The sequence below is a fragment of the Brachybacterium sacelli genome, assembly GCF_017876545.1.
GTDB lineage: Bacteria > Actinomycetota > Actinomycetes > Actinomycetales > Dermabacteraceae > Brachybacterium > Brachybacterium sacelli.
Window position 1 is genome coordinate 1529397 of sequence record NZ_JAGIOD010000002.1, and the last position, 13849, is coordinate 1543245.

15 protein-coding genes and 1 tRNA gene are annotated in these 13849 nt (G+C 71.6%); 13 read left to right on the forward strand and 3 right to left on the reverse strand.

Going from position 1 to position 13849, the window contains the following annotated elements:
* Position 1: 1 nt before the first annotated feature.
* From alaS to JOF43_RS21400, 10 genes are all read left to right on the forward strand, one after another.
* Positions 2–2710, forward strand: coding sequence for an alanine--tRNA ligase (alaS, locus tag JOF43_RS21355; RefSeq protein WP_209905148.1), 2709 nt, complete (start codon positions 2–4; stop codon positions 2708–2710).
* Positions 2707–3246 (forward strand): Holliday junction resolvase RuvX, encoded by a 540-nt coding sequence (gene ruvX, locus JOF43_RS21360; protein WP_245354645.1) that lies wholly within the window; start codon positions 2707–2709, stop codon positions 3244–3246. The genes alaS and ruvX overlap by 4 nt, the downstream gene beginning before the upstream one ends.
* Positions 3243–4409 (forward strand): endolytic transglycosylase MltG, encoded by a 1167-nt coding sequence (gene mltG / locus JOF43_RS21365; RefSeq protein WP_209905149.1) that lies wholly within the window; start codon positions 3243–3245, stop codon positions 4407–4409. Before ruvX ends, mltG begins: the two co-directional genes overlap by 4 nt.
* A 2-nt stretch (positions 4410–4411) precedes the next feature.
* Entirely contained in the window at positions 4412–5317 is a 906-nt protein-coding gene (locus JOF43_RS21370) for a shikimate dehydrogenase (protein WP_209905150.1), read from the forward strand.
* A gap of 64 nt (positions 5318–5381) precedes the next feature.
* Positions 5382–5792: a hypothetical protein gene (locus JOF43_RS21375; RefSeq protein ID WP_209905151.1), complete on the forward strand. Its 411-nt coding sequence runs from the start codon at positions 5382–5384 to the stop codon at positions 5790–5792.
* 92 nt (positions 5793–5884) lie between these two features.
* Positions 5885–5970 (forward strand) — tRNA-Leu (locus tag JOF43_RS21380).
* Between the two features lie 83 nt (positions 5971–6053).
* Positions 6054–7424, forward strand: coding sequence for an MFS transporter (locus JOF43_RS21385; protein ID WP_342592251.1), 1371 nt, complete (start codon positions 6054–6056; stop codon positions 7422–7424).
* 249 nt (positions 7425–7673) lie between these two features.
* A complete protein-coding gene (locus JOF43_RS21390; protein WP_209905152.1) occupies positions 7674–7976 on the forward strand; it encodes a polysaccharide deacetylase family protein in 303 nt (100 codons plus the stop codon).
* Between the two features lie 48 nt (positions 7977–8024).
* On the forward strand, positions 8025–8492 hold the full coding sequence (locus JOF43_RS21395) for a tRNA (cytidine(34)-2'-O)-methyltransferase (protein WP_209905153.1): 468 nt from the start codon (positions 8025–8027) through the stop codon (positions 8490–8492).
* Complete coding sequence (locus JOF43_RS21400; RefSeq protein WP_342592252.1) at positions 8489–9340, forward strand: TrmH family RNA methyltransferase; 852 nt, start codon at positions 8489–8491, stop codon at positions 9338–9340. Before JOF43_RS21395 ends, JOF43_RS21400 begins: the two co-directional genes overlap by 4 nt.
* 10 nt (positions 9341–9350) lie before the next feature.
* On the opposite strand, the gene JOF43_RS21405 is transcribed toward JOF43_RS21400, so the two are convergent.
* Complete coding sequence (locus tag JOF43_RS21405; protein WP_209905154.1) at positions 9351–9872, reverse strand: hypothetical protein; 522 nt, start codon at positions 9870–9872, stop codon at positions 9351–9353.
* A 66-nt stretch (positions 9873–9938) separates the two neighbouring features.
* Complete coding sequence (locus JOF43_RS21410; protein WP_245354646.1) at positions 9939–10235, reverse strand: DUF5703 family protein; 297 nt, start codon at positions 10233–10235, stop codon at positions 9939–9941.
* 100 nt (positions 10236–10335) lie between these two features.
* Here JOF43_RS21410 and JOF43_RS21415 point away from each other — a divergent pair, with 100 nt between their 5' ends.
* The 3 genes from JOF43_RS21415 (at position 10336) to mshC (ending at position 13010) form a co-directional block, all read left to right on the forward strand.
* Complete coding sequence (locus tag JOF43_RS21415) at positions 10336–10665, forward strand: DNA primase (protein WP_209905155.1); 330 nt, start codon at positions 10336–10338, stop codon at positions 10663–10665.
* 140 nt (positions 10666–10805) lie between these two features.
* Complete coding sequence (locus JOF43_RS21420) at positions 10806–11678, forward strand: undecaprenyl-diphosphate phosphatase (RefSeq protein WP_209905156.1); 873 nt, start codon at positions 10806–10808, stop codon at positions 11676–11678.
* Between the two features lie 75 nt (positions 11679–11753).
* Complete coding sequence (mshC, locus tag JOF43_RS21425; protein WP_209905157.1) at positions 11754–13010, forward strand: cysteine--1-D-myo-inosityl 2-amino-2-deoxy-alpha-D-glucopyranoside ligase; 1257 nt, start codon at positions 11754–11756, stop codon at positions 13008–13010.
* A gap of 27 nt (positions 13011–13037) precedes the next feature.
* Here the strand turns inward: mshC and JOF43_RS21430 are convergent, their stop codons facing one another.
* A complete protein-coding gene (locus JOF43_RS21430; protein WP_209905158.1) occupies positions 13038–13847 on the reverse strand; it encodes a PAC2 family protein in 810 nt (269 codons plus the stop codon).
* Positions 13848–13849: the final 2 nt, after the last annotated feature.

A 13849-nucleotide genomic window follows, 5' to 3' on the forward strand; every position in this document is an offset into this window, starting at 1 on the left:
CATGCGCACCTCAGAGATCCATCGTCGCTGGCTCGACTTCTTCGCCGCGAAGCAGCACGAGATCGTCCCCAGCGCCTCGCTGGTCTCCTCGGACCCGTCGATCCTCTTCACGATCGCCGGCATGGTCCCCTTCATCCCGTACATCGTGGGCACCGAGAAGGCTCCCTACTCCCGTGCCGTCAGCGTGCAGAAGTGCATCCGCACCAATGACATCGAGAACGTCGGCCGCACCACCCGCCACGGCACCTTCTTCCAGATGGCCGGGAACTTCTCCTTCGGCGACTACTTCAAGCAGGGCGCGATCGACTTCTCCTGGGAGCTGCTGACCACCTCCCAGGACGACGGCGGGCTCGGCTTCGATCCCGAGCGCCTCTGGATCACGCTGTGGGAGCAGGACGAGGAGTCCTACCAGCACCTCCTGGAGGTCATCGGACTGGATCCGTCCCGGATCGTGCAGCTGCCGTGGGAGGAGAGCTGCTGGGACACGGGCCAGCCCGGACCCGCCGGCTCCACGGGGGAGTGGCACTACGACCGCGGCCCCGAGTACGGCCCCGACGCCGCGAGCGGCCGCGTGCCCGAGTGGCCCGGCAGCCCCGACGCCGAGGACCGCTACATCGAGATCTGGAACCTGGTGTTCGACCAGTTCCTGCGCGGTGAGGGCCCCGGCAAGGACTACCCGCTGCTGGGGGAGCTCGAGCAGAAGTCGATCGACACCGGCCTCGGCGTGGAGCGTGTGGCCTACCTGCTGCAGGGCAAGCAGAACATGTACGAGATCGACCAGGTCTTCGGGGTGATCGAGAAGGCCCAGGAGCTGACCGGCCGCGTCTACGGTGCCGACGAGGAGGACGACGTGCGCCTGCGCATCGTCGGCGACCACGTGCGCAGCGCGCTGATGCTGGTGGCCGACGGGGTGCGCCCGAGCAACGAGGGGCGCGGGTACGTGCTGCGCCGGCTGATCCGACGGGCGGTGCGCTCCATGCGCCTGCTCGGCTACGTCGATCCCGCCATGCCGCAGCTGCTGCCGATCTCCAAGGCGTCGATGGCCGAGTCCTATCCGGAGCTGGAAGCCGACTTCCCCCGCATCGACGAGGTCGTCCGTGCCGAGGAGGAGGCGTTCCGCCGCACCCTCGAGACCGGCACCACGATGTTCGACCGCCTGGTGGAGGACGTGAAGAAGGAGGGTGGCCGCGCGGTCCCCGGGGACGACGCGTTCCGGCTGCACGACACCTACGGGTTCCCGATCGATCTCACCGTCGAGATGGCCGGCGAGGTCGGCCTGGCCGTCGACGAGGACGCCTTCCGCAGCGCGATGCAAGAGCAGCGTGAACGCGCCCGCGCCGACGCCGCCGCCAAGAAGTCCGGTCACACCGACACCGCGGTCTACAGCCGCCTGCTCGGCCAGCGCGGGGAGGACGTGCCCTTCCTCGGCTACACCGAGTCCAGCATCGCCACCACCGTCGAGTCGGTGCTGGTCGACGGCGCGCTCGTCGACTCGGCCGAGGCGCCCGCCGCGGTCGAGGTGGTCCTCGCGGCGACCCCGTTCTACGCGGAGGCGGGCGGTCAGCTCGCCGACCAGGGCCGGATCGCGGTCGCGGGTGGCGGCCTCCTCGAGGTCGACGACGTCCAGAAGCCGGTGCGCGGGCTGATCGTGCACCGCGGCCGCCTCGTCGAGGGCTCCGTCACCCCGGGCACCGAGGCCGTCGCCACCATCGACGAGACCCGCCGTGGCGCCATCGCCCGCGCCCACACCGCGACCCACATGGTCCACCAGTCCCTGCGCGAGGAGCTCGGCGAGAGTGCGACGCAGGCCGGCTCCGAGAACTCCCCGGGCCGCATGCGCTTCGACTTCCGCTATGGGCAGGGGGTGCCGCGCAGCGCGCTCGAGCAGATCGAGGGCCGCGTGAACACGCTGCTCCAGGACGAGCTGGCCGTGACCGACCAGCAGATGCCGCTCGACGAGGCCCGCGCGCTCGGTGCCCAGGCGCTGTTCGGCGAGAAGTACGGGGACATCGTCCGCGTGGTCTCCATCGGCGGCGACTGGTCCCGCGAGCTGTGCGGGGGCACGCACGTGCCCAGCACGGGCGCCATCGGCACCGTCCAGCTGATGGGGGAGTCCTCCATCGGCAGCGGGGTGCGGCGCGTCGACGCCCTGGTGGGGCTGTCGGCCTACCGGTTCCAGGCCAAGGAGCACGCGCTGGTCTCCCAGCTGTCCGAGATGCTGAAGGTCGGCTCGAGCGAGGACCTTCCGGAGCGGGTCGCCTCGATGACCCAGCGCATGAAGGACATGGAGAAGCAACTGGCCGCCCTGCGCGGGCAGCAGCTGCAGGCCGAGGCGGGCAAGCTCGCCGAGCAGGCGGTCGACGTCGCCGGCATCCGACTGCTCGCCCACGATGCGGGGGAGGGGGTCGCCGCCGGCGATCTGCGCACCCTCGCCCTGGATCTGCGGACCCGCCTGGGGGAGGACGCCCCCGCCGTGCTCGCCCTGACCGGGCACGAGGACGGACGCGCCGCGCTCGTCGTGGCCACCAACGCCGGTGCCCGGGATCGGGGTCTGGCGGCCGGGTCGCTGCTGCGCACGGCCGCCGAGGCGATGGGCGGACGTGGGGGCGGCAAGTCGGACCTGGCGCAAGGTGGCGGCGGCGAGCCCGCTCGCATCCCCGAGGCGCTGGCCGCTGTGCGCAGCTCGCTCGGGGAGGCCGTCTCCGCATGAGCGATGCCGACGGCATGCCGGACGCCGCCGGCCTCCCGCGCGGCGTCCGGCTCGGCGTCGACGTCGGCGACGTCCGCGTCGGGCTGGCGCGCAGCGACCTCGACGGGCTGATCGCGACCCCGGTCGAGACCCTCGCCCGGGAGCACGCGACGCGCCGCGTCCTTCAGGAGGCGCTCGAGGCCGGGGCCCGTGCCATCATGGTGGGGCTCCCGCGCTCCCTGAACGGGTCCGAGGGCCCGGCGGCCGCCAAGGCGCGGGACTTCTCCGCCGAGCTCGTCACGATGTTGGCACGAACCGCCGAGGACATCGAGGTCCGCCTGCTCGACGAACGGCTGACCACGGTGACCGCCCATCAGGCCCTGCACACCTCGGGCCGCAAGGGACGCAAGCACCGGCAGGTCGTCGATCAGGTCGCCGCCGTGATGATCCTCCAGCAGGCGCTGGACATCGAGCGGTCCACGGGAGCGCGCGCCGGAGAGCCGGTCGACCCCGCCCCCGGGACGACCGCCGCGAACGACGAGGAGGACGCCGGATGAGCGACGAGGACGATCTGTCCTTCGAGGAACTCGCGGAGAACCAGTCCGCCGAGTCCTCGAAGCACCACGGTCGTCGTCGGTCCCCTCGCAGGCGCCCCGGATTCTTCCGCTCGATGCTTCCGTTCGTGCTGGTCGTCGCCGTGGTCCTCGGGCTCGGCGTCGGAGGCGTCCAGGGATACCGCTGGCTCACCTCGAACGTCAGCGTCGAGCAGGAGGCCACGGACTACCCCGGTCCCGGTTCCGGCGAGGCCACCGTCGAGGTGGCCTCCGGCGACACCGGCACCGACATCGCCTCCACCCTGGTCCAGGAGGGCGTCATCAAGTCCACCGGGCCGTTCGTGAACATCTTCGCCAACACGCCCGACGCCTCCGGCATCGAACCGGGCGTCTACCGCCTCAAGCAGGAGATGACCTCCGCCGACGCGCTCAACGCCCTGATGGACCCCGAGAACCTCGCCGGTCACCGGGTGATCGTCCCCGAAGGCCTGCGCCTGACCCAGATCTGGCCGCTGCTGTCCGAGGCCAGCGGGATCCCGGTCGAGGACTTCGAGGAGGCCGCGAAGGACTACACCGCCTACGGCGTCCCGGAGAACTCCGCGGAGAGCCTCGAGGGATACCTGTGGCCCGGCCGCTATGACATCCCCGAGGGCGCCACCGCCGAGGAGGTCATCCAGAAGATGTGGGACCGGATGGAGAAGCAGCTGACGGACCGGGGCATCCCGGAGGACGAGTGGCACGAGACCCTCACGATCGCCTCCCTCGCCGAGCTCGAGGTCCGCGAGAGCAAGGACTACGGCAAGGTGATCCGCACCATCCACAACCGTCTGGAGGGCGCCGGGGAGGCGGGCGGCACGCCGATGCCGTTGCAGTTCGACTCGACCATCCACTACATCACCGGGAAGGCTGCCAGCGTCGGGACCACCGACGAGGAGCGGCACTCGGAGAACCCGTACAACACCTACCTCAACACGGGTCTGCCGCCGGGCCCGATCGCATCCCCGGGCGGTGCGACGCTCGATGCGAGCATCGACCCGCCGAAGGGCGACTGGCTCTACTTCGTCACCGTCAACACCGACACCGGCGAGACGAAGTTCGCCTCCACCTGGGCCGAGCACGAGGAGAACGTCGCGGAGTGGCAGGCCTGGGCCCAGGAGAAGGGGTGAGCATGAGCTCGGACACAGCCCGGTTCGCGGTCGTCGGCTCCCCGGTGGCCCACTCCCTCTCGCCCGTGCTGCACCGCACGGCATACGCGGAGCTCGGCATCGACCATGCCGCCTACGACCGCTTCGACGTGCCCGCCGGCGAGCTGGCCGGCTTCCTGGCGGCCGGCCCGGGCCGCGAGCTCGCGGGCCTCAGCGTGACCATGCCCGGCAAGCCGGAGGCCTTCGCCCTGGCCGCCGAGACGGACGAGACCTCCCGGGCACTCGGGATCGCCAACACTCTGATCCGCCGGACCGATGGCCGCTGGCGCGCCGAGAACCACGACGTGCACGGGATCGTGGCCTCACTGCGCGATCACGGGGCCCACCGCCCTGTCACCGGCGGTGTGCTCGGCTCCGGTGCCACCGCGGCCAGTGCGGTCGCCGCGCTGCTCGAGCTCGGGACCGAGGAGATCGTGCTGTCGGCCCGCAGCCCCCACAAGCTCGCTCCGCTCGAGGAGCTCTCGTCGCGGGCCGGGGTGCGCACGCGCCGGGTGCCCTGGGAGTCCAGCCGGGAACTGCTCACGGCCGACGTGCTGATCAGCGCGCTGGCCGCTGAGGGCGCTCAGGCCCTCGCGGCAGACTGGGGCACCGTGACGGACCGCTCGGTCCCCTCCCAGTTCCTGGACGTCCTCTACGATCCCTGGCCGGCGCCGCTGGCCGCCCTCGTCGCCGCCCGGGGCGGTGAGGTCGCCGACGGTCTCGAGATGCTCGCCCACCAGGCGGGCCAGCAGGTCCGCTCCATGCTCGGCGTCCCCTCCGCCCCGGTCCGGGAGATGCTCGCGGCCGCCCGGTCCGAGCTCGCCGGGCGAGGGCGCGGGCCGACCCCGTCCCGGCACCCGGATCCCTTGTCCCGCTCGGTAAAGCGGTAGTAAAGTGAGGCGCAGTCGGCGAGAGGTCGCCGACGACATAAGGACGAGCACGAGGAAGTGACTCATGGACCTGGATCGAGGGCTCCCGGACGGCACCGACGGCCGGCCACCCCGTGGCACCGACGATCCCGTACTCATGTCCCCGACGGATCCCGTCATCGACCCCGCCGACTCCACCGCACTGCTGCGCCGGTGCACGGCGCTGGCGACCCGTGCTCGCGTCGACCTGCTCACCGCCGGGCGGCACTCCGCCTCCGAGGAGCTCGACGAGGTGCTGATCGTCCTGGAATCCTGGGAGGAGACGAGGGTCGCCGACCCGGACCCGACGATGGTCGTGCTCGCGGCGGCCGCGCTCCAGGATCTCCTCGAGCGTCTGCCCGAATCCTCCCGCTCCACCCTCGGAGCTCGGGCGGAGGCCGCGCTGCGGGTGCTGCACACGCTGATGCGCTCCGCACGCATCGACGCGATGGCGTGATTGTCTTCACGTCACTGCTGGCAGAGGCCGTTTCGGTTCCCGGCGCATTCCCGGTGCGTGCTATATTTCTTCCGTTGCTACGGCGACCACCTGTCCGGGTGGCGGAATTGGTAGACGCGCTAGCTTGAGGTGCTAGTGCCCGCTTTAGGGCGTGGGGGTTCAAGTCCCCCCTCGGACACGGATCCACCCCTCCTGATCGATGCGACATCGGCAGGAGGGGTTCGTCGTTCCCGCGGGGTCGCGGGGGAGGGGGAGCACGAGGTGAGGCCGAGGCGCGACGCCGAGCCGACGGCGGTGACGCGCCCGTCCGAGCGCACCCCTCCCTGGCGCTACGCGCTGGGCATGTTCGGCACCTCGATCCCGATCAACCTCATCAAGGGGTCGATCGTGCTGCTCTATGTCGACATCCTCGGCATGGACGTGCGCGCCTACGCCGTGGTGATGACCCTCTACGCGGTCATCGACGCCCTCGACAACCCGCTGCTGGGGTTCCTCTCGGACCGCACCCGCACCCGGTTCGGGAGACGACGCCCCTGGTTGCTGCTGGGCACGCCGCTGCTCGCGGCGAGCATGATCGCGCTGTTCACCCCGCCCTCCTGGCTCGACGGGAGCGGCCTGGTGATCTGGTTCGCGGTGTTCGCGATCCTCAGCGAGCTGTTCGATTCGATGCTGAACGCCAACTACGGGGCGCTGCTGCCGGAGCTGTTCCCGCGCGAGCGTTCCCGGGCGGTGGCCAATGCTCTGCGCCAGGGGTTCCAGCTCCTGGCCCTGATCATCTCCCTCGCCCTCACGCCGGTCCTGACCACCAGCGTCTTCGGCAACGAGGAGACCACCGGCGGGTTCACGGTGACCGCTGTCCTCTACGGCGTCCTCGCCGTCGTCGTCCTGCTGGTGATGACGCTCGGGGTGCACGAGAACCCCACCTACGGGCACGAGGAGCGTCCACGCTTCCTGCCGGCCGCTCTGCAGATCCTCCGCAACGGCCTGTTCTGGTCCGTGGGCCTCACCGGTGCCTGCTACGGCATCGCACTGGCGATCGTGCTGGCCGGTATCCAGCTGTATGTCCGGTACACGCTGGGACTCAGCGTCGCCCACGCCTTCGTCCTCCAGGGCGAGGTCATCATCGTCGCCGCGGCGGGACTCGCCGTCTGGTCGCGGGTGATCGCGCGGATCGGCGCCCTGCGGGCATGGCGCACGGCGTTCCTCGTGCTCGCGGCGGCCTTCGCCCTGATGTTCTTCGCGAACTCGCTGCTCACCGCCCTCGGCGCCGGAGTGGTGCTGGGTCTGGGCTGGGCCGGCATGATGGCCACCCAGGACCTGGTGGTCGCCCGGGTACTCGATGCGGACGCGGCCCGGCACGGGACACACCGGGAGGGGCTGTTCCTCTCCGCTTTCGGGGTCTTCGGGCGTCTGAACGGCGCGGTCACCGGTGTGGCTCTGGCCTCGCTGGGAGTCCTCTTCGGCTACAACTCCGGGGACGATCCGGGCACCCGGACCGATGACGCCTTCCGTGTGTATCTGTGTGTCTATCCCTTCGTGCTCGTGGCACTCGGCGCGATCGCCTCGCGGTTCATCCACGTCCCACCCGCGCAGCCCCGGGAAGGCCGGGACCGCGCAGCGGTCGCTGAGTAGTCTGAACCGATGACCCGACGACTGGTGATCACCGCGGATGATCTGGGTCGGGACCCCTGAAGCACCGCGGAGGTCGAGGCTCTCGCCCGCGAAGGGCACCTCACGGCGACCTCGCTGATCACGCTCACCGAAGGCTCCGCCGGCGCCGCCCGGCGTCTGCGGGACGCCGGGCTCGAGCGTTGGCGTCCACACACCCGCGGTGCGAGCCTGCTGGACCCGGACGGCCTCCTGAGCAGCGACCCCGCCCGGGTGCTCCCGCAGCCCGTCGCCCGGCTCCACCGCGAGGCCCTCGTCCTCGCCGACGAGCTCGGCGTCGCCCTGCCCGCGGCGATCATCACCACCCCTCGGGCCGGCGACGACGCAGAACTCCGCGGCCGGATGATCGACCTGCTCGCCGCGCTGCCGGAGGGGACCAGCGAGCTGTTCGTGCACCCCGCCGCCGACGGGCCGGGCATCCCGTCGCAGCGGGTGGCCGAGGCGCGTCTGCTGCGCGACCCCCTCTGGCACCGCGCGCTGGAGCACGAGGGACTCGAGGCGATGGGGCAGTGGTGAGTGCGATCCCGATCGGTCCCTGATCCTCCCCGTGGGAGAATCACGCCCATGGTCCACGTCTTCCTCCACGAGCCCGCCATCGCGGGCAACACGGGCAACGCCATCCGGCTGGCGGCCGTCACCGGAGCCCGGCTCCACCTCGTCGAGCCCTTCGGCTTCGACCTCGAGGACGCGAAGCTGCGTCGAGCCGGACTGGACTACCACGACCTGGCCGACGTGAGCATCCACCCCGACCTGGACGAGGGCCTCGCCGCGGTCCCCTCCGCACGCGTGTTCGCCTTCACCGCACACACCGATGTGCGCTTCGACCAGGTCGAGTACACCCGCGAGGACGTGCTGCTGTTCGGGACCGAACCCACCGGGCTTCCCGCCGACGTCCTGGAGCACCCCCGGGTCACCTCCCTCGTGCGGATCCCCATGCTCCCCGCGCGCCGATCGCTGAACCTCGCCAACTCCGTCGCGATCGCGGTCTACGAGGCCTGGCGACAACTGGGCTACGACGGGACCGGCGCGTGAGCTCCCGCACCCCGTCCCGTCACGCCCTGCCGACCCGGATCCAACGCCGCAACGGGCTCTTCCAGCAATGGCAGGCCCTGCTGACCAACCGGACCAAACGCACCCGCACCGGTGAGATGGTGATCCAGGGGGTGCGGCCCATCACCCAGGCCATCGCCCACGGTGTCGAGATCCGCGCCCTGCTCAGCGACGGCCGGGAGCGTCCCTCGCAATGGGCGCGCGAGCTGCTCCAGGCCCCGCCGGCACCGGTCGTGCAGCTGGCCCCCGAGCTGATGGCCGAGCTGGGGGAGCGGGTAGACGGCACCCCGGAGCTGCTGGCCCTGGCCGCCGTCCCCTCCGACGACCTCGCAGCCCTCTCCCCGTCGCCCTCCGCGCTCCTGGTCGCCTTCGACCGCCCCACGGGCCCGGGCAACATCGGGTCCCTGGCCCGCACCGTCGACGCGCTGGGCGGCGAGGGGCTCGTGATCACCGGGCACAGCGCGGACCCCTGGGACCCCGCCGCGATCCGGGCCAGCACCGGCTCGATCTTCGCCGTCCCCGTCCTGCGCCGCCCCTCCCACCAGGACGTCATGGACTGGGTCGCCGGTCGTCGCGCGCTCGGGGAGCCCTGGACCGTGCTCGGCCTCGACGAGGCCGGGGGCTTCGAGCTGGCCGAGGTGGACCTCACCGGCCCGGTGCTGCTCGTGGTCGGCAACGAGACGGCCGGTATGAGCACGCAGTGGCGGGAGGCCTGCGACGTCGTCGCCGAGATCCCGATGGGTGGCAGCGCCTCGTCGCTGAACGCGTCGGTGGCGGGCTCGATCGCCCTCTACGAGGCACGGCGCCAGCGAGGCCGGGCTCGCGCCTGAGATCGCCGGCTCAGCCGGTGCCGAGGGCGGCGCGCACCAGCGGGGCGCCGAGCAGCCCCAGGAACGGGCCAGCCAGCAGCACCGGGCCGACGGCGAAGCGCACCCCGGCCCGACGGGTCAGGACCATCACCACGGCCCCGGCGGCGCCGCTGAGCACGGCGATCCCGAGCAGCGCCCCCAGCAGCACCTCTCCGCCCAGCGCCGTGCTCATCAGCACCACCACCGGCACGGTCTTGGCATCGCCCATGCCGAGCAGCGGCGGAGCGATGAGAGCCAGGAGGATCGCCCCCAGTCCCAGGAGGAGGGCCAGCACGGCGGCCGTGCGCAGCTCCTCCCGCAGGGCGGGCACGGCGAGGGCGACGCCGGCGAGCGCCGCTGACACGGCGAGCGTGAGGCCGCCGACCCACCGGTTGGGCAGGCGGTGCTCCCGGCCGTCGACCCATGCGAGCACCAGTGCGGGCGGGAGATAGACGAGGCCGAGCACCGCGAGGGGCAGCAGGGTCGTCACGGAGGCGGGGTCCACGCTCGCCATTCGACCAGAATCGGCCCTCCCGCGGGCGTGGACGGGCTTTCTTGTGGACGGCAGCCGGCGGCCGCCTCAGAGCGTCGGCGGCTGCCCGAGCGTCGACTCCACACGGATGATCCGCCGGCGCAACCACACCTTCTTGCCACCGCCGAGGTAGATGCGGGTGCGGGCGTGCTCCCAGCGACCGTACTCGGCCTGGTCCGTCAGGGCGGCGCGCACCTGGCCCACCGAGCTGCTGCGCGGAACCGTGATGATCTGGAACTCGTAGTCCTCGGCGGCGCGCCCCGACTCCAGCGGGAGGTCCCGGACCTGACGCGGGTCCCGCACGTGCTCGATGCGAGCGACCAGGCTCTGGTGGGCTCCGGGCAACGGTTTCCTCCTGTGCGCGTTCTGCGCCGGGACGACTCCGTGACCGCGTCCCGGCCGTATCCGCTGTCCATTCTGCCGTCGGACGCGGTACCGTCCAACCATGAACACGGATCCTCGCTCCGCTCTCGCTGCGCTGATCGCTGCCCTCGAACGTCACTACGAGGCGGCCGCCGCCTCCCGCGGTGACGACGATCCCGCCCTGGACGCCGCCACCGAGCAGCTCACCACGGCCTTCGACACCTACGACGACTCGCTCTTCGACGCGTACGACATCGCCACGCCGCTCATCGTCTTCGATGGTGAGGACGACGAGGAGGACGACGACTTCGACGACCTCGACGACTTCGAGGACGACGAGGACGACTACGGCTCGGACGACGATGACCGGTACGACGACGAGAGCGACGAGGATGACGACGACGAGCGCTGAGCTCGTCCGCTGACCCTGCACGTCATTTTCACCACTGGTCCCTGCGCGGTACCGGGCACGATGCCCGGTGCCGCGTACTCTGTGCGGGGCCGACGATCGCGTCGGCCGTGCGAGACCGTCGCCGTCCCCGAGGAGTGTCCATGTCGTTCATCGAGGCGATCGTCCTGGGCATCGTCCAGGGTCTGACCGAGTTCCTCCCGATCTCCTCGAGCGCCCACGTGCGCGTGGTGGGCGAGCTGATGAACCCCGGCCAGGATCCGGGCGCCGCCTTCACGGCCATCATCCAGCTCGGCACCGAGACCGCGGTGCTGATCTACTTCTGGAAGGACATCACCCGGATCATCGGGCGCTGGTTCAAGGCTCTGGCCGGGAAGATCCCCCACTCCGACCCGGACGTGCGTATGGGCTGGCTGGTGATCATCGGCTCGATCCCGATCGGGGTGCTGGGGCTGTTGTTCGAGGAGCAGATCGACTACGGCCTGCGCAACCTCTACATCACCGCCACCATGTTGATCGTCTTCGGTCTCCTGCTGGGGCTGGCCGACCGCGTCGCCCCGCAGCGCAAGGAGCTCACGGACCTCTCCGTCCGCGACGGCATCCTGTTCGGCCTCGCCCAGGCCCTTGCCCTCATCCCCGGCGTCTCCCGCTCCGGCGGCACCATCACCGCCGGGCTGCTCATGGGGTACTCCCGCAAGGCCGCCGCCCGCTACGCCTTCCTGCTGGCCGTGCCCGCCGTCTTCGCCTCCGGGCTGTACAAGGCGGCGCAGGAGGTGCCCGCGCTGCTGAGCACCGACGGGCGCGCCGCCGCCGCGGCTGCGGGCGAGCCCTCGCTGCTGGCGATGATCCTCGCGACCCTCGTCGCCTTCGGCGTCGGCTTCGCGGTCATCGTGTGGTTCATGCGCGTCATCGAGAACCACTCGTACCTGATGTTCGTCGCGTACCGCGTGGTCGCCGGCCTGGTGCTGCTGGGCCTGTTGTGGTTCGGGGCGGTGGACCCGCTGGGCGGGGCCTGAGGCAGGTCTCACAGCGACGGCTGCGCCGCCCTCTCGGTCCGCCTCGATCCAGGTGGCGGCCCGTATGATCGAACGGTGCATTCCTGGACCTCCCCGTCGATCTCGCCCCTTCCCGCCTCCGGTGTGCCGCTGAGGCTGCACGACACCCGGACCGGCCGCACGGCGCCCCTCGTCCCGCTCGTGCCCGGGCGGGCACGGCTGTACGTCTGCGGGATCACCCCGTACGACGCGACGCACCTGGGGCACGCGGCCACGTACCACGCCACCGACCTCATGCGCCGTGCCCTGCTGGACGTCGGCCTCGAGGTGGAGGTCGCCCAGAACGTCACCGACGTCGACGATCCGCTGTTCGAGCGCGCCGGCCGCGACGGGGTGGACTGGCGTGAGCTCGCCGCCTCGCAGACGGAGCTGTTCGCGGAGGACATGGAGGCGCTGCGGATCATCGCCCCGGAGACCTACCGCTCCGTGAGCGAGGCGATGGACGACATCATCACCACCGTGCGCACCCTGCGCGAACGGGGCCGTGCCTATCCCGTCCAGGCCACCGACGCCGCCGGCGCCGAGGGCACGGACTGGTACCTCGACCTGTCGATCGACGGCGCCCTCGGGGACGTCTCGGGCTGGGACGAGCAGCAGATGCTCGAGGTGTTCGCCGAGCGCGGCGGCGACCCCGAGCGCGAGGGCAAGCGCGGGACGTTCGACCCCCTGCTGTGGCGCGCCGAGCGCGAGGGCGAACCGGCCTGGGAGGCGGGGGAGCTCGGTCGGGGCCGGCCCGGCTGGCACGTGGAGTGCGTCTCCATCGCCGAGGACGCCCTGGGCCTGCCCTTCGACGTCCAGGCCGGCGGCAGCGACCTGATCTTCCCCCACCACGACCTCGGCGCCGCGCATGCGATCGGGACGGGGCGCGGTTTCGCCGCCGTCTACACCCACAGCGGCATGGTGGCGTACGAGGGCGAGAAGATGAGCAAGTCCCTCGGCAATCTCGTCTTCGTCCACCGCCTGGTGCGCGACGGCGTCGACCCGATGGTGGTCCGCCTGGTGCTCATGGCCCACCACTACCGCACCGACTGGGCCTGGACCGGGGCGGAGCTCGAGCTCGCCGCGACCCGCCTGGAGGCCTACCGCGCCGCCGCAGCGCGCGGAGGTCACCACCCGGGAACGGTCGAGGCACTGCGCGGCGCGCTGCGGGAGGACCTCGACACCCCCGCGGCGCTCACGGCCCTCGATGCCTGGGCCGAGGGCGCCACCCCGGAGCCGGATGCCGCCGCCGAGGGGCCCGGGGACGTCGCCGCCGCGACCGACGCGCTGTTCGGTCTCACGCTGCGCGTCTGAGCCCTCGGCGGCGCGGGCCCGCCGGGTTCACTCCGACTCGCGCCGTCGCTTCAGGAACTGCTCGAACTCCTCGGCGATCGCCTCACCGCTGGCCTCCGGCAGCTCCGCCGCGTCCTGAGCGCGCTCGAGCCGGCGCACGTACTCCGCCACGTCCTCGTCGGTGCGGGCCAGCTCATCGACCCCCCGTTCCCAGGCCTCCGCGTCCTCGACCAGCTCACCGAGGGGGATCGGGGCGCTGACCAAGGACTGCACCTCCCTCAACAGCCCCAGCACCGCCTTCGGGGAGGCGTTCTGGGACACGTAGTGCGGGACCTGCACCCACGCGCTCGTGGTGCGCATCCCGGCGCTCGCGGTGCGGCGGGCGAGGATCGTCGGCACCCCGATCGGCCCCGAGTACAGCTCGCTCCCGTCCACCTTCTCGGCCCTGCCGGGCTCGACGTCGGCCGAGACCGGCAGCGGGCGGGTGTGCGGGGAATCGGCCAGCAGGGCGCCCAGAGAGATGACGGAGCTCACGTCCAGCACCTGCAGCTGCTCCAGCACCTCGTCGCAGAAGCGCTTCCAGCGCACAGAAGGCTCGGGCCCCAGCACCGTGACGATCTCGGGACCGCGCGGGGGCTGCACGATCCGCAGCTCGGTGTCCGGCCAGTCGATCACCCGCAACCCCTCCTCGGTGGTGCGGATCTCGGGGCGATTGACCTGGAAGTCGATGAACTCCTCGGCGTCGACCGCTCCGGCAGGACGGGAGGGCCACATCTCGAGCAGGTGCTCGATCACCCCGCTGGCGGCCTCTCCCGCGTCGTTCCACCCGTGGAAAGCGGTGATGGCGATTCGACTCATCA